Origin of the sequence: Photobacterium profundum, assembly GCF_003026285.1 — a bacterium.
Lineage (GTDB): Bacteria > Pseudomonadota > Gammaproteobacteria > Enterobacterales > Vibrionaceae > Photobacterium > Photobacterium profundum.
In genome coordinates this window covers 29,218-51,017 of the sequence record NZ_PYOD01000013.1, presented here as the reverse complement: position 1 = coordinate 51,017, position 21,800 = coordinate 29,218, and the positions used below count along the sequence as shown (strand labels likewise).

18 protein-coding genes and 14 tRNA genes are annotated in these 21,800 nt (G+C 43.0%); 31 read left to right on the top strand and 1 reads right to left on the bottom strand.

Features of this window, described 5'->3' with window-relative positions:
• Positions 1 to 111 precede the first annotated feature (111 nt).
• The 8 genes from ftsB to rpoS are packed head-to-tail and all read left to right on the top strand — an operon-like array spanning position 112 to position 6,031.
• Positions 112 to 387, top strand: coding sequence for a cell division protein FtsB (ftsB, locus tag C9J48_RS21260; RefSeq protein WP_006232580.1), 276 nt, complete (start codon positions 112 to 114; stop codon positions 385 to 387).
• Positions 388 to 419: 32 nt separating this feature from the next.
• Positions 420 to 1,124: a 2-C-methyl-D-erythritol 4-phosphate cytidylyltransferase gene (ispD, locus tag C9J48_RS21255; RefSeq protein ID WP_006232581.1), complete on the top strand. Its 705-nt coding sequence runs from the start codon at positions 420 to 422 to the stop codon at positions 1,122 to 1,124.
• Between the two features lie 5 nt (positions 1,125 to 1,129).
• Complete coding sequence (gene ispF / locus C9J48_RS21250; protein WP_006232582.1) at positions 1,130 to 1,603, top strand: 2-C-methyl-D-erythritol 2,4-cyclodiphosphate synthase; 474 nt, start codon at positions 1,130 to 1,132, stop codon at positions 1,601 to 1,603.
• A gap of 25 nt (positions 1,604 to 1,628) precedes the next feature.
• On the top strand, positions 1,629 to 2,687 hold the full coding sequence (gene truD / locus C9J48_RS21245; protein WP_036804070.1) for a tRNA pseudouridine(13) synthase TruD: 1,059 nt from the start codon (positions 1,629 to 1,631) through the stop codon (positions 2,685 to 2,687).
• Positions 2,668 to 3,417, top strand: coding sequence for a 5'/3'-nucleotidase SurE (gene surE / locus C9J48_RS21240; protein WP_006232584.1), 750 nt, complete (start codon positions 2,668 to 2,670; stop codon positions 3,415 to 3,417). The genes truD and surE overlap by 20 nt, the downstream gene beginning before the upstream one ends.
• Positions 3,418 to 3,419: 2 nt before the next feature.
• Positions 3,420 to 4,049: a protein-L-isoaspartate(D-aspartate) O-methyltransferase gene (locus C9J48_RS21235; protein ID WP_006232585.1), complete on the top strand. Its 630-nt coding sequence runs from the start codon at positions 3,420 to 3,422 to the stop codon at positions 4,047 to 4,049.
• Positions 4,050 to 4,053: 4 nt separating this feature from the next.
• On the top strand, positions 4,054 to 4,974 hold the full coding sequence (gene nlpD, locus C9J48_RS21230; protein WP_006232586.1) for a murein hydrolase activator NlpD: 921 nt from the start codon (positions 4,054 to 4,056) through the stop codon (positions 4,972 to 4,974).
• A 52-nt stretch (positions 4,975 to 5,026) separates the two neighbouring features.
• The gene (gene rpoS / locus C9J48_RS21225) at positions 5,027 to 6,031 is read left to right on the top strand and encodes an RNA polymerase sigma factor RpoS (RefSeq protein ID WP_006232587.1); all 1,005 of its coding nucleotides are present in this window, start codon (positions 5,027 to 5,029) and stop codon (positions 6,029 to 6,031) included.
• Positions 6,032 to 6,165: 134 nt separating this feature from the next.
• Here rpoS and mutS read toward each other — a convergent pair whose 3' ends face one another.
• A complete protein-coding gene (mutS, locus tag C9J48_RS21220; protein ID WP_006232588.1) occupies positions 6,166 to 8,703 on the bottom strand; it encodes a DNA mismatch repair protein MutS in 2,538 nt (845 codons plus the stop codon).
• A 268-nt stretch (positions 8,704 to 8,971) separates the two neighbouring features.
• Here mutS and pncC point away from each other — a divergent pair, with 268 nt between their 5' ends.
• From pncC to C9J48_RS21105, 23 genes are all read left to right on the top strand, one after another.
• Positions 8,972 to 9,463, top strand: coding sequence for a nicotinamide-nucleotide amidase (gene pncC, locus C9J48_RS21215; RefSeq protein WP_006232589.1), 492 nt, complete (start codon positions 8,972 to 8,974; stop codon positions 9,461 to 9,463).
• A 138-nt stretch (positions 9,464 to 9,601) separates the two neighbouring features.
• Positions 9,602 to 10,663, top strand: a complete 1,062-nt coding sequence (gene recA / locus C9J48_RS21210; protein ID WP_006232590.1) for a recombinase RecA — start codon at positions 9,602 to 9,604, stop codon at positions 10,661 to 10,663.
• A gap of 120 nt (positions 10,664 to 10,783) precedes the next feature.
• Positions 10,784 to 11,248, top strand: coding sequence for a recombination regulator RecX (recX, locus tag C9J48_RS21205; protein WP_006232591.1), 465 nt, complete (start codon positions 10,784 to 10,786; stop codon positions 11,246 to 11,248).
• Positions 11,249 to 11,481: 233 nt separating this feature from the next.
• Positions 11,482 to 14,103 (top strand): alanine--tRNA ligase, encoded by a 2,622-nt coding sequence (alaS, locus tag C9J48_RS21200; protein WP_006232592.1) that lies wholly within the window; start codon positions 11,482 to 11,484, stop codon positions 14,101 to 14,103.
• A 16-nt stretch (positions 14,104 to 14,119) separates the two neighbouring features.
• Positions 14,120 to 15,298, top strand: a complete 1,179-nt coding sequence (locus C9J48_RS21195; protein WP_006232593.1) for an aspartate kinase — start codon at positions 14,120 to 14,122, stop codon at positions 15,296 to 15,298.
• A gap of 85 nt (positions 15,299 to 15,383) precedes the next feature.
• Positions 15,384 to 15,581, top strand: coding sequence for a carbon storage regulator CsrA (gene csrA, locus C9J48_RS21190; RefSeq protein WP_006232594.1), 198 nt, complete (start codon positions 15,384 to 15,386; stop codon positions 15,579 to 15,581).
• Between the two features lie 226 nt (positions 15,582 to 15,807).
• Positions 15,808 to 15,899 (top strand) — tRNA-Ser (locus tag C9J48_RS21185).
• Between the two features lie 37 nt (positions 15,900 to 15,936).
• A tRNA-Arg gene (locus C9J48_RS21180) sits at positions 15,937 to 16,013 on the top strand.
• A 54-nt stretch (positions 16,014 to 16,067) separates the two neighbouring features.
• Positions 16,068 to 16,144 (top strand) — tRNA-Arg (locus C9J48_RS21175).
• A 12-nt stretch (positions 16,145 to 16,156) separates the two neighbouring features.
• Positions 16,157 to 16,248: transfer RNA gene (locus tag C9J48_RS21170), tRNA-Ser, on the top strand.
• A gap of 89 nt (positions 16,249 to 16,337) precedes the next feature.
• Positions 16,338 to 16,414 (top strand) — tRNA-Arg (locus C9J48_RS21165).
• A 54-nt stretch (positions 16,415 to 16,468) separates the two neighbouring features.
• Positions 16,469 to 16,545 (top strand) — tRNA-Arg (locus C9J48_RS21160).
• A 12-nt stretch (positions 16,546 to 16,557) separates the two neighbouring features.
• A tRNA-Ser gene (locus C9J48_RS21155) sits at positions 16,558 to 16,649 on the top strand.
• Positions 16,650 to 16,738: 89 nt separating this feature from the next.
• Positions 16,739 to 16,815, top strand: a tRNA-Arg gene (locus C9J48_RS21150).
• Between the two features lie 57 nt (positions 16,816 to 16,872).
• Positions 16,873 to 16,949 (top strand) — tRNA-Arg (locus C9J48_RS21145).
• 57 nt (positions 16,950 to 17,006) lie between these two features.
• Positions 17,007 to 17,083 (top strand) — tRNA-Arg (locus C9J48_RS21140).
• A gap of 57 nt (positions 17,084 to 17,140) precedes the next feature.
• Positions 17,141 to 17,217: transfer RNA gene (locus tag C9J48_RS21135), tRNA-Arg, on the top strand.
• A gap of 57 nt (positions 17,218 to 17,274) precedes the next feature.
• A tRNA-Arg gene (locus tag C9J48_RS21130) sits at positions 17,275 to 17,351 on the top strand.
• A gap of 57 nt (positions 17,352 to 17,408) precedes the next feature.
• Positions 17,409 to 17,485: transfer RNA gene (locus C9J48_RS21125), tRNA-Arg, on the top strand.
• Between the two features lie 57 nt (positions 17,486 to 17,542).
• Positions 17,543 to 17,619: transfer RNA gene (locus C9J48_RS21120), tRNA-Arg, on the top strand.
• Between the two features lie 718 nt (positions 17,620 to 18,337).
• Complete coding sequence (locus tag C9J48_RS21115) at positions 18,338 to 18,583, top strand: oxaloacetate decarboxylase subunit gamma (protein WP_006232621.1); 246 nt, start codon at positions 18,338 to 18,340, stop codon at positions 18,581 to 18,583.
• Positions 18,584 to 18,626: 43 nt separating this feature from the next.
• Positions 18,627 to 20,408, top strand: a complete 1,782-nt coding sequence (oadA, locus tag C9J48_RS21110) for a sodium-extruding oxaloacetate decarboxylase subunit alpha (protein ID WP_006232620.1) — start codon at positions 18,627 to 18,629, stop codon at positions 20,406 to 20,408.
• Between the two features lie 9 nt (positions 20,409 to 20,417).
• Positions 20,418 to 21,548, top strand: coding sequence for a sodium ion-translocating decarboxylase subunit beta (locus tag C9J48_RS21105; RefSeq protein ID WP_006232619.1), 1,131 nt, complete (start codon positions 20,418 to 20,420; stop codon positions 21,546 to 21,548).
• Positions 21,549 to 21,800 lie beyond the last annotated feature (252 nt).

Sequence of the window (21,800 nt, the reverse complement as noted above, 5' to 3'; positions counted from 1 at the left end):
AATATTCATTTCACTGTTTAGCAATCATGATATGTATCGTTAACCAATGTAATGGCTATTTATCCTCATATAATGAGTATCAAGTAATTAACAAGAAAAGTGGGGAAGTGCATGCGTCTGTTATCTGTGCTGCTACTGGCTACCTTGTGTTGGCTCCAATATGATTTTTGGTTGGGTAAAAATGGCTTGATGGATTACTTAGCCGTTGAAGCTAATGTCGGTATTCAGCAAAAAGCCAATGCGGAACTCGTTCAGCGTAATCAGCAAATGTACGCCGAAATTGATGATCTGCATCGTGGTCAAGAATCGGTAGAAGAGCGGGCAAGAAATGAACTTGGCATGATTAAGCCAAATGAAACTTTCTTCCGGATCATCGGCGATAACTAATCACCTTTATTTAACTCAGAATGAACTGTGCCATGAATCAACAATTTACTGCGGTTGTACCTGCGGCTGGTATTGGTAGCCGTATGGCTGCTGATCGTCCTAAGCAATATTTACATATCGCGGGTAAAACAATTTTAGAACACACGATTGATCGTTTGTTTAGTCACCCTGCTATTACACGAGTGATTATTGCTATTAGCCAAACAGATCCCTATTTTACTTCACTGCCACTGGCTAACGACCCACGAATTACCGTGGTTGATGGTGGTGTCGAGCGTGCAGATTCTGTGTTTGCTGGTTTAGCCGCGATTGATGATGAAAATACCTGGGTGTTGGTTCACGATGCTGCGCGTCCTTGTGTGCGGCTTAATGATTTAGAACGACTCGTTGAAGCGGCGATACGCAGTGACTGTGGAGCGATTCTTGCGGCGCCGGTTCGCGATACCATGAAACGAGGTTGCCAGCAAATTAATGGGCTGCAGGGCATTGTATCAACGGTTGAACGCAATAATCTTTGGCATGCACTTACACCGCAAATGTTTAAAGTGAAGCAACTAAAAGATTCATTACTGTACGCACTCAAAGAAGGTGCGGTTATTACCGACGAGGCGTCGGCTCTGGAGTATTGTGGGTATATCCCACAGCTAGTAAAAGGGCGCTCAGACAACCTTAAGGTGACCCAACCTGAAGATCTAGCCTTGGCTGGTTTCTACTTAGAACAATTAATGAAGGAATAGATCTGATGCGAATTGGACACGGGTTTGATGTACATAAGTTTGGTGGTGAAGGTCCCGTTATTATTGGTGGCGTTGCCATCCCTTATGAGCAAGGTCTTATTGCCCATTCAGATGGCGACGTTGCACTTCATGCTGTTTGTGATGCCTTGTTAGGCGCTATTGGCGCGGGTGATATTGGGCGTCACTTTCCAGATACAGACGCGGAGTGGAAAGGGGCTGATAGCCGTTTTCTATTGCGAGATGTCTACAGTAAAGTAAAAGATAAAGGGTATCGTCTTGGTAATCTTGATGTAACCATCATTGCCCAAGCCCCTAAAATGGCCCCGTATATTGATGCGATGTGCCAAGCGATTGCTGAAGATTTAGAAACAGATATCGGCAATGTTAATGTTAAAGCGACGACTTCAGAACGCCTCGGTTTTACTGGGCGAAAAGAAGGCATTGCTTGCGAAGCGGTAGTACTAATTAATGCTCAATAATGACGGTGTTGTGATGTCTGATAATATGCTGAATGTAATGGATAATTTTAGTTGGCTATATGAAAAACCAACATGTCAGGGGCAAATTAAAGCACTGCCAGAGCATTTCATAGTAAAAGAAAATTTAGGTTTTGAGTTCGCAGGCAAAGGCGAGCACTTCATGGTCAAGATCCGCAAAGTGGGTGAAAATACCAAATATGTAGTGAATGAACTTGCGAAGGCTTGCGGTGTTAAATCTCGAGATGTGAGCTGGGCCGGTCTTAAAGATCGCCATGCTGTGACTGAGCAATGGATCAGTGTTCACTTACCGGGTAAGGCAGATCCTGATTTAACGGATTTTGTTGCTGAGCATCCAGGTATTGAAGTACTCGAAACAACACGTCATGACAAAAAATTACGACCGGGTGATCTTGTTGGTAACTGGTTCCAGCTACGCCTGCTTGATCTAACCAACCCTGAAGAATTAGCCCTAAAACTAGAACAAGTAAAAATGCATGGTGTGCCAAATTACTTTGGTCAGCAACGTTTTGGTCACGGTGGTAATAATGTGATTAAAGCACGCAGCTGGGGCAATGACGAGTTCCGCTTACGTGATAAAAGCAAGCGTAGTTTTTACTTGTCAGCCGCTCGTTCATGGCTATTTAATATGGTGTTATCAACCCGTATTGAACAAGGCAGCGTGAATTCGTTAATGGTTGGTGATTGCCTGCAAAATGCCGGTGAAGACAATTGCTTCCTTGCCGAATCTATTACCGAAGAATTGCAAGCTAGTATTGATAAGGGGCTTGTTAATATTACTGCACCGTTAGTGGGTGATAATGCATTGCCGACAGCTGCAGATGCAGAGGCTTTTGAGTTAGCTATTATTGCTAATGAACCTTCATTACTGAAGTTGATCCGTGATAATCGAATGCGCCATGAACGTCGTACTTTATTACTGAAACCAAAAGAGATGGAATGGCAATTTGATGGCAATGATGTTGTATTATCATTTGCGTTACCTGCCGGCTGTTTTGCGACGTCAGTAGTCAGAGAATTACTTGTCGAACAAGAAGGTAGTACGCATGCGAATATTGATCAGTAATGATGATGGCATTTTTGCCGAGGGCATTAACACGCTAGCGACAGTGTTAAGTGAACTGGGAGAAGTGACTGTTGTTGCGCCTGATCGAAACCGCTCTGGCGCATCGAATTCATTAACGCTCGATTACCCTCTTCGTATTCGCGAAGAGGGAGATAGACGTATTTCTGTCGATGGCACTCCGACAGATTGCGTGCATTTTGCATTGAATGAATGGCTAGATTATCGACCCGATATCGTGGTAGCAGGCATTAACCACGGCGCTAATTTGGGCGATGATGTGCTGTATTCAGGTACGGTTGCAGCCGCGACAGAAGGGCACTTCTTAGGTGTACCTGCTATTGCTATTTCGTTGGTGGGTTCAACGCATTTTGATACCGCAGCACAAGTGGTAAAAAGTATTGTTGTGAACTTGCTAGAGAAGCCGTTACCTAAAAATAAGATCTTGAATATCAATGTACCTGACATTCCTTTTTCTGAGTTAAAAGGTTGGAAAGTGACGCGCTTAGGTGCCCGTCATCGTGCAGAACAGATGGTTAAAGATGTGGATCCTAGAGGGAAAGTATTATATTGGTTAGGTCCTCCAGGGGCATGCCAAGATGCAGGGCCTGGCACTGATTTTCATGCCGTAGAGCAAAGCTTGGTGTCGATTACTCCGTTGCAGGTTGATTTAACGGCGCATGATGCTCTTGAGAGTGTTGAGTTATGGATGAATGAAGTGGGGAAAAAATAGGGATGCGTTACGCGAAAGAACGACATAACTTGATGGTTATTTTACAACGTCATGGTATTCGAAATGAGAAAGTACTCAATGCAATAACCGGTGTTCCAAGAGAACTGTTTATTGATGAGGCTTTTTCTCACCAAGCGTATGAGAATAATGCATTACCCATCGGCAGCGGACAGACCATTTCTCAACCTTATATCGTCGGTAAGATGACAGAGTTACTCGAATTAACGGCACAATCACACGTGTTGGAAGTTGGCACAGGCTCGGGCTACCAAACCGCGGTACTCGCTCAATTAGTTGATCATGTATATTCAGTTGAGCGTATTAAAGCACTACAATGGCAAGCTAAACGTCGCCTAAAACAATTAAATCTCCATAATATATCGACTAAACATGGGGATGGATGGAAAGGTTGGCATAATAAAGGCCCATTTGATGCCATTATTGTTACCGCAGCTGCAGAAGAAATGCCAATGGAATTATTGGCGCAGCTTACTGACGGTGGACGGTTAGTTATTCCTGTTGGCGATGACTTACAAGTATTAAAAAAGATCACTCGTAATGGCGAACAGTTTGTTTCTCAAGATATTGAAGCCGTTAGGTTTGTTCCTTTGGTTGCTGGAGATTTAGCATAAAGTGATGGGGCTGCGTGTGAAGGGAAACATATGGTGTATAGCCTCAGTTGCAGCTTGTCTGCTGCTGTTGTCTGCCTGTAGCAGTCACACGCCTGCACCTGTTTCTAGCCTTAATAAAGATTACTCTCAAGTTGATCGTGGTAGTTTTCGCGGCAGTTACTATCGAGTTCAAAAAGGCGATACGCTTTATTTTATTTCTTATGTAACAGGTAAAGAAGTTAAAGAAATAATTGCTCAGAATAAATTGTCATACCCTTATACGATTTATCCCGGACAAAAACTTGATCTTTGGAATTCGAAATACGTTGCACCCAAATACGGCACTGCTGCTGTCGCTGTTGTTAAACCCCCAGTAAAAACAACAGCTAATACTGCTAAGCCAAAATCACCTGCGCAGCAAAAGAAAACGAAGCCCAAACCTCCAGTGCAACCAAAGAAAGTTGAGCAAAAAACAGTCAATAAAAAAGTTGATCAAGATCGCACAAAGGAGTACTCTCAAAAAGCGACAAAAAGTAACAATTCAGCAACAAAAAAACCAGCAACCAGTAACAAGGTCGCTAGTTGGAACTGGCCAAATAATGGGCGCGTTATTGCAAAGTTTTCCAATTCAGAAAATGGAAATAAAGGCATAGACATTGCCGGTCAACGTGGTGCAACGATTGCTGCATCAGCAAATGGTCGAGTGGTTTATGCTGGTAACGCACTTCGTGGCTACGGTAATCTCATTATTATTAAGCATAGCGATGATTACCTTAGTGCTTACGCCCATAACGATAAAATGCTTGTGAAAGAGCAGCAAACAGTAAAAGCCGGGCAGAAGATTGCTTCAATGGGTAGCTCGGGTACAAGCAGTGTTCGTTTACATTTTGAAATTCGTTATAAAGGTAAATCCGTTGATCCAATGCGGTATTTGCCCAAAAAATAGAATGACATAGAGAAGTTGTAATGTCTTGCTAACTCGCCATCTGGGAGGCGCTATGAGTAGAAGCAGCACAGCAAAAAAAACTGACACATTAAACCTTGATGAAGATATTAATATCGAGGCAATAGCCGATGCGGCAGCAGCGAGTACTAAAGCTGAGCCGGAGGAAAGCTCGAGTGATGATGTTGATGTTTCTAAATATGGAACCACGCAAAAAGCGCTTGATGCAACACAACTTTACCTCGGTGAAATTGGTTTTTCACCACTGCTAACGGCAGAAGAAGAAGTCTTGTATGCGCGCCGAGCATTACGTGGTGATGAGATTGCACGTAAACGTATGATTGAAAGCAACTTACGTTTAGTTGTTAAAATTTCTCGTCGATACAGCAATCGTGGTCTTGCTTTGCTTGATCTGGTGGAAGAGGGAAACCTCGGGCTTATTCGAGCAGTTGAAAAGTTTGATCCAGAACGAGGCTTTCGATTTTCGACTTATGCAACGTGGTGGATCCGCCAAACAATAGAACGTGCGATCATGAACCAAACCCGCACCATCCGCTTACCAATCCATGTCGTAAAAGAACTGAATGTTTACCTAAGAACTGCACGTGAACTCGCTCAAAAGCTCGATCATGAACCTACTGCAGAAGATATCGCGCTGCAATTAGAGAAACCTGTTGATGATGTTAATCGCATGCTGCGTTTGAATGAACGTGTTAGCTCGGTCGACAATCCAATTGGTGGTGATTCTGAAAAAGCGTTACTTGATATTATTCCGGATGAAAAAGGAGGAAGCCCTGAATCATCAACGCAAGATGACGACATCAAAAACTCCATCGTTCATTGGCTACAAGAGCTGAATCCTAAGCAACGCGAAGTACTTGCTCGTCGTTTCGGTTTACTTGGCTATGAAGCATCAACCTTAGAAGATGTTGGTCGTGAAATCGGTTTAACCCGCGAACGTGTTCGTCAAATTCAAGTGGAAGGCTTACGTCGTTTACGTGATATGTTGACCCATCAAGGACTGAACATTGAGTCGCTGTTTAATCAAGGTGCGCAATAATTTAATTATATTTTGTTGAAATAAATGAGCCCATTTTGTTACACCTTTTGTCATTTATTCTAGAAATATAAGAAACAAAAAAGGACGCCGATGCGTCCTTTTTTATTTTCTACAAATTTGAGCGGTTAGGTTAATTACATTAATGCCTTTAATCGATATAGCTCGTCTAATGCTTGACGTGGTGTCATCTCATCAGGATTGACTTTGGCTAATGCTTCTTCAACGTCACTCGGTTCAGGAAGCAAAGTAAGTTGCTGTTCTTCTCTTGGTGCTTTCGATGGATTTTTTATTGCTTGCTGGTGACCGGTTGTTTCTAGTTGGGTTAGCTTAGCCTTTGCACGTTTGATAACCGCTTTAGGTACACCCGCTAAACTGGCTACGGCCAATCCATATGATTTGCTTGCCGCCCCTTCTTGTACGGCGTGCATGAAAGCAATTTCATCACCGTGTTCAACTGCATCTAAATGGACATTGGCTAAACCATCCATCATGGAGGGTAACTCTGTTAGTTCGAAATAATGGGTCGCAAATAAAGTCATCGCTGCGATTTTTTCAGCTAGCCACTCAGCACTTGCCCATGCCAATGATAGGCCATCATAGGTACTGGTGCCACGACCTATCTCATCCATTAGGACTAAACTTTTGCTTGTTGCATTATGGAGAATGTTGGCGGTTTCAGTCATCTCGACCATGAAGGTAGAGCGACCAGAAGCTAAATCATCAGAGGCTCCAATTCGAGTGAAAATACGATCCAGAGAACCTATTTTAACGGCTTCAGCTGGCACAAACGAACCCACGTGGGCCATAAGAGCAATAAGGGCTGTTTGACGCATATAGGTCGACTTACCACCCATGTTTGGGCCGGTAATAATTAACATGCGACGATCATGATGAAGAGATATTGGATTAGCAATAAACGGTTCACTCAGTACTTGTTCGACAACCGGATGACGACCAGCTGCGATCTCAATCCCCGTTTGGTCGGTTAACTCTGGGCGGCAATAGTTTAGGGTGTCAGCACGTTCCGCAAGATTGGCTAATACGTCTAATTCACTTAAGGCACTCGCTGCATTTTGTAGCTGCTCTAAGTGAGGCAGTAACTGATCAAACAGTTCTTCCCACAATTTCTTTTCTAAACCTAGGGCTTTAGATTTAGAGTTAAGTACCTTGTCTTCGTGTTCTTTTAGCTCCGGAATAATATAACGTTCAGCATTCTTGAGGGTTTGGCGGCGAACATAGTGATCGGGTGCTAAATGGCTTTGTCCTCGGCTAATTTGGATAAAGAAACCGTGAACCTGATTAAAGCCTACTTTTAAACTATCAATCCCATGCTGCTCTCGTTCTCGCGTTTCAAGATCATCGAGGAATTTTTTCGCCCCATCAGCAAGATCACGCCATTCATCTAATTCAGCGTTATAGCCAGGTGCTAATACACCACCATCACGAATAATTACAGGTGGGTTCTCTATTATTGCTCGTTCAAGCAGTTCACAAAGATCGTCCATTGGTGCAGACGAATTCGCCAATTCGCCGATACGTGGTTGCTCAATGTCAGCCAATACCTCAGCTAGTTGAGGCAACGATTGTAATGCGCTGCGCATACGTGCTAGATCACGAGGACGAGCAGAACGTAGTGCTAGTCGCGCTAAAATACGCTCTAGATCGCCCATATGATGTAGTACTTCAGCAACCTCAATAAACATGCCTGTATCTTTAAATGCGGCGATAGCATCTAAGCGATGATTGAGTTGTTTTGTATCTCGAATGGGTTGATGCAACCAGCGTTTTAATAAGCGGCTGCCCATTGGAGTTGCTGTATGGTCAAGTACCGATGCTAAGGTATTATCAAAGCCACCCGATAAGTTTTGGGTCAGTTCTAAATTACGGCGTGTCGCAGCATCTAAAATAACTGAATGATCTTTGCTATCTAAAGTAATGGCACGAATATGAGGTAGGGCTGTACGTTGAGTATCTTTCACATATTGCAGTAAACACCCAGCAGCCGATAATCCACGTTCCGCTTTTTCGACACCAAAGCCAATTAAGTCACGGGTACCAAATTGCATGGTTAATTGTTGGCGTGCAGTGTCTAGATCAAATTCCCAAATAGGACGGCGACGTGTCCCCTTTATGGCTTCAATCATGTGCATTAGTGTAAAGTCTTCGGGGTAAAGCAGCTCTGCTGGACTGGTGCGTTGCAGTTCTGCTTGCATTGCTTCTTCAGTTTCAGGCTCTGAGAGCATGAAACGACCAGACGTAATATCCAGTGTGGCGTAGCCAAAGCCTTTGCTATTTTGATAAATAGCGGCCACTAAATTATCTCGACGTTCGCTTAGTAGCGCCTCATCACTGACCGTTCCTGGCGTCACAATACGTACAACTTGGCGATCCACAGGGCCTTTGCTGGTGGCAGGGTCGCCAATTTGTTCACAAATAGCGACAGATACACCTTGTTGAACTAGCTTTGCTAAATACCCTTCTACAGCATGGTAGGGTAAGCCTGCCATAGGAATGGGGTGACCATTTGATGAACCACGCTTAGTCAGCGTAATATCCAGTAGTTGAGATGCTCTTTTAGCATCATCAAAAAATAGTTCGTAGAAATCACCCATGCGATAGAACAGTAAAGTGTCAGGGTTTTCAGCTTTAATGCGTAAAAATTGCTGCATCATGGGAGTGTGTGTTTCTAAACCTTTTACTGTCACGATATTGCCTACTGTTGCTGCTGGATTAAATTCTGGTACTAAGGATACGTGAATCAGACTAGTCGGCAAAGTCTCAATACAGGGAATTTATTTTCAAGTGAGTAAGTTGATAACCGTAGCGGTTATTTAGGTATTCTGACAGAGGTGCTTGCGGTAAACATGTTTAAGGTTGACGTTTAATAATATTGATATGAAATAACTTTTATTGTACTGCAGGCCGAATAAGGATTGAGAAATGAATAGGATATTGAACCTAGCTGAACAACTGGGTGCTGCGTTATCACAACAAGACTGGGTAGCCACAACGGCTGAATCATGCACTGGTGGTGGTGTATCGATGGCGATCACTGAAATAGCAGGCAGTTCTGCGTGGTTTGATCGCGCGTTTGTGACTTACAGTAATGAAGCCAAGCAGCAAATGATCAATGTGCAAGCAGAGACATTAGCTGAACATGGTGCCGTCAGTGAACCCGTTGTAATGGAAATGGCAAGAGGTGCATTAGATAATTCTAATGCTGATATCAGTGTTGCCATCAGCGGTATTGCTGGCCCTGGTGGTGGTACAGCATTAAAACCTGTTGGTACGGTATGCCTTGCTTGGGCAGATAAAACAGGGTGGCTATATACTGAAACCTGTTTATTTGACGGTGATCGCAACGCTGTAAGAGAGCAAGCGATTGAAAAATCGTTATCTGGCATGCTTCAGCGGCTCGTTACAATAGCTTGATGGTACTTTGTTATTTTCAGGCGAAGTGCAAAGATAAAAAAAATATCACACAGTGCTAGACACTGTATGAATAGACAGTATACTGATCATCATTAAGCAAGTTCAGTAATTTCATTTAAGCATCCGTTGGAGAGTCGAATGGACGATAATAAGCAGAAGGCTCTTGCCGCAGCGTTAGGTCAGATTGAAAAGCAATTTGGTAAAGGTTCAATCATGAAGTTGGGCGACAACCGCACAATGGATATTGAAACTATTTCAACTGGTTCACTTTCACTTGATATCGCATTAGGTGCTGGTGGTTTACCTATGGGGCGTATCGTTGAAATCTATGGTCCGGAATCATCAGGTAAAACAACGCTAACGCTTGAAACAATTGCCGCGGCGCAACGCGTAAATAAAACGTGTGCTTTTATTGATGCTGAACACGCATTGGATCCAATCTATGCCCAGAAGCTGGGTGTTGATATTGACCAGTTACTTGTTTCTCAACCAGACACGGGTGAGCAAGCATTAGAAATTTGTGATGCACTAGCACGCTCTGGTGCTGTTGATCTTATCGTAATCGATTCTGTTGCGGCTTTAACACCTAAAGCTGAAATTGAAGGCGAGATGGGTGATTCACATATGGGTTTACAAGCACGTATGCTTTCTCAAGCGATGCGTAAGCTGACTGGTAACCTGAAGCAATCAAACTGTATGTGTATCTTCATCAACCAAATTCGTATGAAAATTGGTGTGATGTTTGGCAACCCAGAAACGACTACTGGTGGTAATGCCCTTAAGTTCTACGCATCTGTTCGTCTTGATATTCGCCGTACTGGTGCAATTAAAGATGGTGATGAAGTTGTTGGTAACGAAACACGCATCAAGGTTGTTAAAAATAAAATTGCTGCACCGTTTAAGCAGGCTGAAACACAAATTCTTTATGGTCAAGGCTTTAATCGTAACGGTGAACTCATTGATCTAGGTGTTAAGCATAAGCTTGTAGAAAAAGCGGGTGCTTGGTACAGCTATAAAGGTAATAAAATTGGCCAAGGTAAGGCTAATTCTTGTAAGCACCTAGTCGAAAATCCAGCAATAGCTGAAGAGATTGAAAAACTACTACGTGACATGCTGTTATCACCAGCAGTGGAAGAAGTAGAAGAAACTGATGCAAAAAAATCAGGTTCAAAAAAAGATGAAGCTGAAGCTCTAAAATAAGAGAGCTGAAGCAGCTGTAATATGAAGGTATATCTCTTCTGGAACAGTTTTCATAAATGAATAAGAAAGCGGGCTTTGTAGCGTATACAAAGCCCGCTTTTTGTTTAATGGAAATTTAATATGACAAAGAATAGCTCTCACAAAGTAACAGCTAAACAAGTGGCTATTGGGTATTTATCACGCCGTGATCATGCCGAAATGGAGTTACGAATAAAACTTCAAGGTAAACACTATGGGCAAGATGAAATCGACAGTGCAATTACCGATTGCCTTGAGCATGGTTGGTTGAATGATCACCGCTATACATCACTCATTGTACGAAATAGTATTGCGAAAGGGCTGGGAGAGCTGCGTCTTAGAGAAGAGTTAAAAAAGAAAGGTATATCTGAGGCTATCATTAATTTAGTTTTTGAAGAGTGCGATGTTGATTGGTTTGAACATGCGAAAGATGTTGCTCTGCGAAAGTTTGGTATTAGTGATGCCGATACACTTAAAGAAAAAGCCAAGCGTTATCGTTTTATGGAATATCGAGGGTTTGACTCAGACCAAATAAGCTATGCATTGAATATTCGAGATGATGAGTAACCTGAAATCAATTATAACGATTTGCTCTAACGACTGCCACATAGCCTCCTTCTAGCAATTAACCGCATATTTAGTGGTTAAAGTGTCATTATTTACGTTAATTTTTAACATAATATTTCCCGTTCCCACAGTGGTTGTTTTACAATGACCGCCAAAAAATTTATCTTAGTCCGATACTATCGCTTAAAGGCGATAATTCTGGTTTCTATAAAGCATCTATTCAGGATTTCCCAATGTACATGAGCACTGATGAGATTCGCCGTGCGTTTCTAGCGTTTTTTGAGAGCAAAGGCCACCAAATAGTGGAGAGCTCTTCTCTTGTACCTGCCAACGACCCAACGTTGTTGTTTACCAATGCAGGTATGAATCAATTTAAAGATACTTTTCTAGGTATTGAAAAGCGCAGCTACACTCGAGCGACAACTGCTCAACGCTGTGTACGTGCCGGTGGTAAGCACAATGATCTAGAAAATGTTGGCTTTACTGCCCGTCACCATACTTTCTTTGAAATGCTGGGTAATTTCAGTTTCGGTGATTATTTCAAGCAAGACGCGATTAAGTATGCTTGGGAGTTTTTAACTGATGTATTGGGCTTGCCTCAAGATCGTCTATTGGTAACGATTTACGAAACAGATGACGAAGCATTCGACATCTGGAATAAAGAAATGGGTATCCCTGCAGATCGTATCGTACGTATCGGCGACAACAAGGGGGCACCTTACGCTTCAGACAATTTCTGGCAGATGGGTGACACCGGCCCTTGTGGCCCTTGTACTGAAATTTTCTATGATCACGGTGAACATATTTGGGGCGGTCGTCCTGGTACACCAGAAGAAGATGGTGACCGTTTCATCGAGATCTGGAACAACGTATTCATGCAGTTTAACCGTCAAGCTGACGGCACAATGGAGCCGTTACCTAAGCCTTCTGTTGATACTGGTATGGGTATTGAGCGTATTGCTGCGATTATGCAGGGCGTTCACTCTAACTATGAAATTGATATCTTCCAGACTCTAATTAAAAAGTCTGCAGAAGTGATTGGTTACGAAGATCTGTCTAATCAATCATTGCGCGTTGTGGCTGACCACATCCGTTCTTGTGCGTTCTTAATCGTTGATGGTGTTATGCCTTCAAACGAAGGTCGTGGTTATGTGCTTCGTCGTATTATTCGTCGTGCAGTACGCCACGGTAACAAATTAGGCGCAACCGGTGCATTCTTCTACAAGCTAGCGGGTCCTTTAGCTGAAATCATGGGCACTGCTGGTGAAGAGCTGAAGAAACAACAAGCGCTTGTTGAAAAAGTATTGAAGATTGAAGAAGACAACTTTGGTCGTACACTTGACCGTGGTTTGACAATCTTAAATGATGCTTTAGATAACTTAAGCGGCAAAGAGCTTGATGGTGAAACGGTATTTAAACTGTATGACACATACGGTTTTCCTGCAGATTTAACCAACGATGTTGCACGTGAGCGTGATTTCACCATTGATGAAGAAGGCTTCAATAATGCGATGGAAGCACAACGTCAACGTGCGCGCGAAGCGGGTAAATTTGGTGTTGATTACAATGAATCAATCAAAGTAGACGTTAACACTGAGTTCTGTGGCTACACTGGCACAGCAGCACAAAGTCGTATCATTGCGCTTTACCGCGATGGTGAAGCAGTTGATAGCATTCTTGCTGGTGAAGATGCATTAATCATCCTTGATAACACACCGTTCTATGCAGAGTCTGGTGGTCAATGTGGTGATGCTGGTGTTCTAACAGCAGAAAGCACAATGTTTAATGTAACTGATACGCAAAAGTTCGGCGCTGCAATCGGTCATCAAGGGTCACTGGTACAAGGTGCGCTTAACATTGGCGATAAACTTGAAGCTCAAGTTGATGTAGCTCGTCGCGCTGCGATTACATTGAACCACTCAGCAACACACTTGCTGCACTCTGCATTGCGTAACTTGCTAGGTGAACACGTTGCTCAGAAAGGCTCATTAGTGAAGGCTGATGCACTGCGCTTTGACTTCTCTAATCTTGAAGCTGTTAAACCTGAACAATTGCGTGAAATCGAGCGTGTTGTTAATGAACAAATTCGTTTGAACCACAGTATTGATACCAACATCATGGATATTGAATCTGCTAAGCAAAAAGGTGCAATGGCACTGTTTGGCGAGAAATACGATGATGAAGTACGCGTACTTAGCATGGGTGAATTCTCAACTGAGCTATGTGGTGGTATTCACGCGAAAAATACCGGTGATATTGGTTTATTCAAGATCACCTCTGAAGGTGGTATTGCGGCCGGTATTCGTCGTATTGAAGCGGTAACGGGCGCTGCTGCTATTGATGCATTACATGCACAAGAAGCATTGTTGTCTGAAACGGCAAGTATTGTTAAGTCTGATGCTGCTTCTGTTGCAACAAAAGTGAGCGCGTTACTGGCACACAGTAAGCAATTAGAAAAAGATATTCAGCAGCTTCAAGATAAACTTGCCGCACAAGAAAGTGCAGGTTTGCTTGATCAAGCGAAAGAAATCAATGGAGTGAAAGTATTGATCACTCAGCTTGATGGTGCTGACAATAAAGCACTGCGTGGCATGCTAGATGAAATAAAGAATAAGTTAGGCAGCGGTATCGTTGTTCTTGGTAATGTAAGTGGCGATAAAGTTGGTTTAATCGTTGGTGTAACGAAAGATCTTACTGGCAAAGTGAAAGCGGGTGAGCTTGTGAATATGGTTGCCCAGCAAGTTGGTGGTAAAGGTGGCGGTCGTCCTGACATGGCTCAAGCTGGCGGCACAGATGCAGCTGCATTACCAGCAGCTCTTGAATCTGTTACTCCTTGGTTAACTGAAAAATTGTAAATATTGGAGAGGTGAAGTGACATTATTAGTGCAGAAGTTTGGTGGTACGTCGGTAGGTAGTATTGACCGAATTGAAGCTGTAGCTGATCGTGTAATGAAAACATATCAGCAAGGTCATCAGATAGTTGTTGTATTGTCAGCGATGGCAGGTGAAACAAATCGCTTGTTAGGGTTGGCAAAACAAATTGATGAGATTCCAACACCTAGAGAGTTGGATGTCTTATTATCAGCGGGTGAGCAAGTGTCTATTGCTTTACTTGCGATGGCTTTGAATAGGCGAGGCATTAAGGCGCAATCCTTAACTGCTGATCAAGTGACTATTCGAACGGATAATGTATTTAATAATGCCAGTATCACTGAAGTTGAGACAAAGCGTTTAACGGCGTTACTTGAACAAGGTGACGTTGTTGTTGTGGCAGGCTTTCAAGGGCGTGATAGTGATAACAATATCACGACCTTAGGGCGAGGCGGTTCAGATACGACTGCTGTTGCGATTGCGAGCGCTTTGAATGCAACTGAATGCCAAATATTTACAGATGTAGATGGGGTCTATTCGACAGACCCCCGTTTAGTGCCTGATGCCAGACGTTTAAATGTGATTCATTTTGAACATATGAGAACAATGGCGAGTAAAGGTGCTAAAGTGCTACAATTACAGTCAGTTGAGTATGCTCTTCAGCACAGTGTTCCTTTACGGGTGCTTTCATCGTTTGATGAGGGAGAGGGGACTCTTGTAAATTTTGACATAGCGTCAACACCTTCTATTGTTGGTATTGCCATTTTAGGTAATCAAGCATTGTTGGAGGTTGAGCTATCTAAAGATGAGCTACAAAGACAATTAAGTATATTTGGGGTGGAGGTTTGGAGTGTGACTGCAAAAGCAGATTCCACACAAATTGTTGCTTCAAATGACGATTTAGCACGACTTAGACTAGTGTTAGATGAAAAAATGCGCCATATTGGTGATGTTTCAACTCTATCTATGATAGGGAATGATGTATTGGAATATGCGGATGAAATTCGTATTTTCTTATCAGAAGCAGGCATTATTGTGCACCATAAGCAGCAACAAACTGATTGCCTTTCTTTTTTGATAGATAAAGATAATCATAAGTTAGCTGTTGATATCATCCACAAAAGGTTTGTGGTAGAGCAGCAAAGTCTGGATAATCTACCTCTTCTCGCTATTTATTGAGCTGAGACCATTTACGCTGTAGTAAATTTTGCTGGATAATAACTATTAATTCTTATAAAACTGAGATAACTCAAGGAGCACACGAATGCTAATTTTGACTCGTCGCGTTGGTGAAACGCTAATGATTGGTGATGAAGTAACAGTTACTGTACTTGGTGTTAAGGGTAACCAAGTTCGCATTGGTGTTAACGCGCCTAAAGAAGTATCTGTTCACCGTGAAGAAATCTACATGCGAATTCAAGCTGAAAAAGAAAACGGAACTCAAGGTTCTGGCAACTTCTAATACAAATAGGTCGGCGATAGTATGCTGGCCTTTTTTGTCTCAAGCTTGACCTAGATACAAATTATATTTTGTTAGCTTTAACGAAATATGCCAAATATTTCGATAGTTACGTTGGATTAGTTGCCGTGTTGGCTATTAAATGTGCATGCGTGCTGCTATTGCCGTTTTTTGGCAATAAAGTGTTTGACTTATTTTTGGCTGGCAGTAATATGAGCCCCCGAAACACGGTGAGGTGGCCGAGAGGCTGAAGGCGCTCCCCTGCTAAGGGAGTATATGGTTTATCCCGTATCGAGGGTTCGAATCCCTCCTTCACCGCCATTATTTTTTAATGGCATTGTGGAAAAGCAACATCAGTGCACGCGTAGCTCAGCTGGATAGAGTACTTGGCTACGAACCAGGCGGTCGGAGGTTCGAATCCTCCCGCGTGCACCATTATTTATAAGCAATGACATTCTTCAGTTGTCGTTGTCGTAAAACAGAATTAGTGCACGCGTAGCTCAGCTGGATAGAGTACTTGGCTACGAACCAGGCGGTCGGAGGTTCGAATCCTCCCGCGTGCACCATCTAATTCGTGTGGTGAGGTGGCCGAGAGGCTGAAGGCGCTCCCCTGCTAAGGGAGTATATGGTTTATCCCGTATCGAGGGTTCGAATCCCTCCTTCACCGCCATTCTTTCGTTAACGCTAGTTTGCTACTTAGTAGTGACTTGTTTTAATAAGTATCTTTCTTAGCAGGAAGATAAGTAAAGCAACATCAGTGCACGCGTAGCTCAGCTGGATAGAGTACTTGGCTACGAACCAGGCGGTCGGAGGTTCGAATCCTCCCGCGTGCACCATTATTTATAAGCAATGACATTCTTCAGTTGTCGTTGTCGTAAAACAGAATTAGTGCACGCGTAGCTCAGCTGGATAGAGTACTTGGCTACGAACCAGGCGGTCGGAGGTTCGAATCCTCCCGCGTGCACCATCTAATTCGTGTGGTGAGGTGGCCGAGAGGCTGAAGGCGCTCCCCTGCTAAGGGAGTATATGGTTTATCCCGTATCGAGGGTTCGAATCCCTCCTTCACCGCCATTCTTTCGTTAACGCTAGTTTGCTACTTAGTAGTGACTTGTTTTAATAAGTATCTTTCTTAGCAGGAAGATAAGTAAAGCAACATCAGTGCACGCGTAGCTCAGCTGGATAGAGTACTTGGCTACGAACCAGGCGGTCGGAGGTTCGAATCCTCCCGCGTGCACCATCATTTAAACGCAATGACAGTATTTCGTGATTGTCTTTGTGGTAAAACAGAATTAGTGCACGCGTAGCTCAGCTGGATAGAGTACTTGGCTACGAACCAGGCGGTCGGAGGTTCGAATCCTCCCGCGTGCACCATCATTAAAACGCAATGGCAATATTTCGTGATTGTCTTTGTAGTAAAGCAGAATTAGTGCACGCGTAGCTCAGCTGGATAGAGTACTTGGCTACGAACCAGGCGGTCGGAGGTTCGAATCCTCCCGCGTGCACCATCATTAAAACGCAATGACAATATTTCGTGATTGTCTTTGTAGTAAAGCAGAATTAGTGCACGCGTAGCTCAGCTGGATAGAGTACTTGGCTACGAACCAGGCGGTCGGAGGTTCGAATCCTCCCGCGTGCACCATCATTTAAACGCAATGACAGTATTTCGTGATTGTCTTTGTGGTAAAACAGAATTAGTGCACGCGTAGCTCAGCTGGATAGAGTACTTGGCTACGAACCAGGCGGTCGGAGGTTCGAATCCTCCCGCGTGCACCATCATTAAAACGCAATGGCAATATTTCGTGATTGTCTTTGTAGTAAAGCAGAATTAGTGCACGCGTAGCTCAGCTGGATAGAGTACTTGGCTACGAACCAGGCGGTCGGAGGTTCGAATCCTCCCGCGTGCACCATCATTAAAACGCAATGACAATATTTCGTGATTGTCTTTGTAGTAAAGCAGAATTAGTGCACGCGTAGCTCAGCTGGATAGAGTACTTGGCTACGAACCAGGCGGTCGGAGGTTCGAATCCTCCCGCGTGCACCATTATTTAAAGCTCAGCTTCGGCTGGGCTTTTTTGTATCTAAATTTTGATATTCTATCTCCAATACCACCTACCTTTATAACACTGCATTTTAAATTCACCCAAAGGGAATACCACTGGAAGCCAACTCCTGTGTCTAGCTATTTCAAAAGAGAACCACTCTTCTATCAAACACTATCCTTGAGCTCGACTCCCAGTGGTATTCTGAATGGTAAGATAATTAACGGAATCGGTATTAAGCATTACTTTCAGCCTTGTTCAACCGTGAAATTTTACTGGGTACTTTATTCTATAATCCGCTGGAGTAGAGCCTATAAATGCCATCAGATTGATTCTTTATATAAAATAACGATAAGTTTTGTGAATATAATCGCACTCTTTACCTGTTGTTTGTAATTGTTTGATTTATCATTATTTTAGATTAAAAAATTAAAATATTTTCATTAACCTTACGTTAACGTAAGCGTGATTCTTGAAGCTTTATGTGTTGTTTTATATAGCTTGTTGTTGATTTATTTAATGGGAGTAGGCACTGTTAGTTTCTTATTTTTCTACGATTTATGAGAAATAGACTGTTTTATCACTATTTTCTTATTGGATAGGTAAAAATGAGTACAATCTTCAACTAAATGAAGTGATTTTGTTAATAAATTTGACTTATTTTTTCATGTCGTGATAATCCTTAACGCACCAGTCACAAAATAATGAAAGGAATCTATGATGGCTGATTTAGGAAGTTTGCTACAGGAAGCAGCAACAATCATGTTAACTGGCATGTTTGTGGTTTTTGGATTTCTGAGCGTCTTAATCTATTTAGTTCAACTTTTGTCAAAACTGGCCCCTGCAGATGCAGTTTCAATTCCAAAGCCTATGACAAATGTTGAGTCAAATCATGCAGGGGTTCAACCTGACGTTGTGGCAGCAATATCTGCCGCGGTACATCTGTATCGTCAACGTAATGCCTAAAAATGATTTATAGGCAAATTACACTTACAAGGAGTTTTCGATCATGTCTAAGCCTTTAGCTATCACTGACGTTGTATTACGTGATGCTCACCAGTCACTGTTTGCCACCCGCATGCGTATTGAAGATATGCTGCCAATCGCAGAGCAATTAGACAACGTGGGGTATTGGTCCCTTGAAACATGGGGTGGAGCAACATTTGATTCATGCATTCGCTTTTTGGGTGAAGACCCATGGGAACGCTTACGAGCTTTAAAACAAGCGATGCCTAAAACACCGATGCAAATGTTGCTACGTGGGCAAAACCTATTGGGGTATCGCCACTATGGCGATGACGTGGTCGAGAAGTTTGTTGAACGTGCTCATGCAAATGGTATGGATGTATTCCGTATTTTTGATGCAATGAATGATGTACGTAACTTTGAAAAAGCAGTGAAATCAACAATCGATGTTGGTGCTCATGCTCAAGGTACGATTTCATACACAACAAGCCCTGTGCACAATTTAGATACATGGACTGATCTAGCTAAGCGCTTAGAAGATCTTGGTTGTCATTCTATTTGTATTAAAGACATGTCTGGCCTGCTTAAGCCTTATGAAGCTGAAGAGTTAGTTAAACGCATTAAAGCATCATGTGATGTACCGCTTGCCCTTCATTGCCATGCAACAACGGGATTGTCTGCAGCAACGGCAGTAAAAGCGGTAGAAGCTGGTTTAGATATTCTTGATACGGCTATTTCTTCAATGAGCCAAACTTATGGTCATACACCTACCGAAACTGTCATTGCGATGCTGGAAGGCACAGAACGTGATACCAACTTAGATCTGCAGCAGATTGAACCTATTGCGACTTACTTCCGTGAAGTTCGTAAAAAATATGCGAAATTTGAAGGTAGCTTAAAAGGGGTTGATGCCCGAATTCTTCTTGCGCAAGTACCTGGTGGCATGTTGACTAACATGGAAGGCCAGTTAAAAGAGCAAGGTGCCGCTGAACGTTTTGATGACGTATTAGCAGAGATCCCTCGAGTTCGTAAGGATCTAGGCTTTATTCCTTTGGTAACACCGACATCGCAGATTGTGGGTACTCAAGCTGTATTGAATGTGCTTACGGGTGAGCGTTACAAGAATATTGCAAAAGAAACGGCTGGCATACTGAAAGGCGAATATGGTCAAGCGCCTGCGCCAGTGAATGCAGAACTTCAGGCTCGAGTGCTTGAAGGCGCTGAACCTATCACATGTCGCCCTGCTGATCTTATTGCTGATGAACTCTCAATCCTAACGGACGACTTATTGGCTAAAGCAGAAGCTGACAATATCAAGTTAGCTGAGGACTCTGTGGATGATGTATTAACGTATGCGTTATTTCCACAAGTTGGTTTGAAGTTCCTTAAAAATCGTAATAACCCTGAAGCATTTGAACCAGCACCTGAAGCGGAATCTGCTGTTACTGCACCTGTGAGCAAACCAGCCACCTCTACCGGTGATATTGAAGCGTACAGTGTGAAAGTTAACGGGCAGGTTTATAACGTAGAAGTCGGTCCAAGTGGTGAGCTATCAAGTGTTGTATCTGCAACATCAGCCTCTGTACCGGCACCCGTCGCTGCAGCGAGTAATGCGGAAGATATTTCAGCACCTCTAGCGGGAAGTATCTTTAAAATCAATGTGAAACCGGGCAATCAAGTGTCCGAAGGTGATGTATTGATTGTGCTTGAAGCGATGAAGATGGAAACAGAAATTCGTGCAGCTCGTAATGGTGTTATTCAAGAGTTGCATGTTAAAGAGGGTGATTCTGTTTCGGTTGGTTCGCCAATACTAAGTTTGGCGTAAGAGGGTACCATGGACGGTTTATTAAAACTCTGGGCAGAGACAGGGATAGCGAATTTCGAGTTCGGTCAAATCATCATGATTTTGGTTGGCAGTGGGTTACTGTTTCTTGCTATTCGTAAAGGCTTTGAACCATTACTGTTATTGCCAATGGGCTTTGGCGCTATTCTTGCGAATATTCCTAACTCGGGATTTACCGAGCCGGGCGGATTATTGTATTACATCTACCATGTGGGTATTGAAACGGGTGTTTTCCCGTTATTGATCTTCATGGGCGTGGGAGCAATGACTGATTTCGGTGCATTGATCGCTAACCCTAAAACATTGTTATTAGGTGCAGCTGCTCAATTTGGTATTTTCTTTACCTTATTTGGTGCAATTTTACTGAATCTTGTTCCAGGAATGGAATTTACACTTGCCGATGCATCATCCATTGCGATTATTGGTGGTGCAGATGGACCAACGGCAATATTTCTTGCCAGTCGTTTAGCGCCTGATCTCTTAGGGGCGATAGCCGTAGCTGCTTATAGCTATATGGCTCTTGTGCCGATTATTCAGCCACCGATTATGAAAGCGTTAACCTCGCCGGAAGAACGACAAATTAAAATGCAGCAATTGCGTCATGTCAGTAAGGCAGAGAAAGTACTCTTTCCGTTGGCAGTATTATTGATGACTATTCTGTTTTTACCATCAGCAACACCATTAATCGGTATGTTCTGTTTAGGTAACTTGATGCGTGAATCTGGCGTGGTCGATCGTTTATCTAATACGGTTCAAAATGAACTGATTAATATTGTAACGATCATGTTGGGTTTAGGTGTGGGCTCAAAGCTTGAAGCGAACACGTTCTTACAATTTGAAACCTTGGGTATTTTGCTATTAGGCGCAGTGGCATTCAGTGTGGGTACTGGTGGTGGTGTGTTGATGGCTAAATTACTAAACCGTTTCAGCAAGGAAGACATCAACCCATTAATTGGTGCTGCGGGAGTTTCTGCTGTACCGATGGCAGCACGTGTCGTGAATAAGGTCGGCTTAGAAGCTAATCCGCAAAATTTCTTATTAATGCATGCTATGGGGCCGAATGTTGCAGGGGTATTAGGTTCAGCGGTTGCTGCAGGTATTTTATTAGCTCTTGTCGGTTAATGAAGAACAACCATAACTATGATTTAACGTTAGGCGTTAATTCGTTGCGTTAATTGATAGGGTTAGTTCTGTTTGTGATATCTATAAGTACACATTTTGAAACGGGTAGTTTAACGCTATCCGTTTTTTTTATATCTGTAGCTTGGTATAAGGGGTATTCATTATTAAGGCTAATAACGTAACTTTCCGTTAGCCAGTAAAATTAACCCACTAAACAAGGAAGCAATATGACGACTGGCAAACAGTGAGTGA

Bases quoted from the DNA above. Each gene is read 5' to 3' on its own strand.
- truD (WP_036804070.1), top strand. From the start codon at position 1,629: ATGCTGAATGTAATGGATAATTTTAGTTGGCTATATGAAAAACCAACA.
- rpoS (WP_006232587.1), top strand. From the start codon at position 5,027: ATGAGTAGAAGCAGCACAGCAAAAAAAACTGACACATTAAACCTTGAT.
- pncC (WP_006232589.1), top strand. From the start codon at position 8,972: ATGAATAGGATATTGAACCTAGCTGAACAACTGGGTGCTGCGTTATCA.
- ftsB (WP_006232580.1), top strand. From the start codon at position 112: ATGCGTCTGTTATCTGTGCTGCTACTGGCTACCTTGTGTTGGCTCCAA.
- alaS (WP_006232592.1), top strand. From the start codon at position 11,482: ATGTACATGAGCACTGATGAGATTCGCCGTGCGTTTCTAGCGTTTTTT.
- ispD (WP_006232581.1), top strand. From the start codon at position 420: ATGAATCAACAATTTACTGCGGTTGTACCTGCGGCTGGTATTGGTAGC.
- C9J48_RS21105 (WP_006232619.1), top strand. From the start codon at position 20,418: ATGGACGGTTTATTAAAACTCTGGGCAGAGACAGGGATAGCGAATTTC.
- C9J48_RS21235 (WP_006232585.1), top strand. From the start codon at position 3,420: ATGCGTTACGCGAAAGAACGACATAACTTGATGGTTATTTTACAACGT.
- recX (WP_006232591.1), top strand. From the start codon at position 10,784: ATGACAAAGAATAGCTCTCACAAAGTAACAGCTAAACAAGTGGCTATT.
- mutS (WP_006232588.1), bottom strand. From the start codon at position 8,703: ATGATGCAGCAATTTTTACGCATTAAAGCTGAAAACCCTGACACTTTA.
- recA (WP_006232590.1), top strand. From the start codon at position 9,602: ATGGACGATAATAAGCAGAAGGCTCTTGCCGCAGCGTTAGGTCAGATT.
- nlpD (WP_006232586.1), top strand. From the start codon at position 4,054: ATGGGGCTGCGTGTGAAGGGAAACATATGGTGTATAGCCTCAGTTGCA.
- C9J48_RS21115 (WP_006232621.1), top strand. From the start codon at position 18,338: ATGGCTGATTTAGGAAGTTTGCTACAGGAAGCAGCAACAATCATGTTA.
- surE (WP_006232584.1), top strand. From the start codon at position 2,668: ATGCGAATATTGATCAGTAATGATGATGGCATTTTTGCCGAGGGCATT.
- csrA (WP_006232594.1), top strand. From the start codon at position 15,384: ATGCTAATTTTGACTCGTCGCGTTGGTGAAACGCTAATGATTGGTGAT.
- ispF (WP_006232582.1), top strand. From the start codon at position 1,130: ATGCGAATTGGACACGGGTTTGATGTACATAAGTTTGGTGGTGAAGGT.
- oadA (WP_006232620.1), top strand. From the start codon at position 18,627: ATGTCTAAGCCTTTAGCTATCACTGACGTTGTATTACGTGATGCTCAC.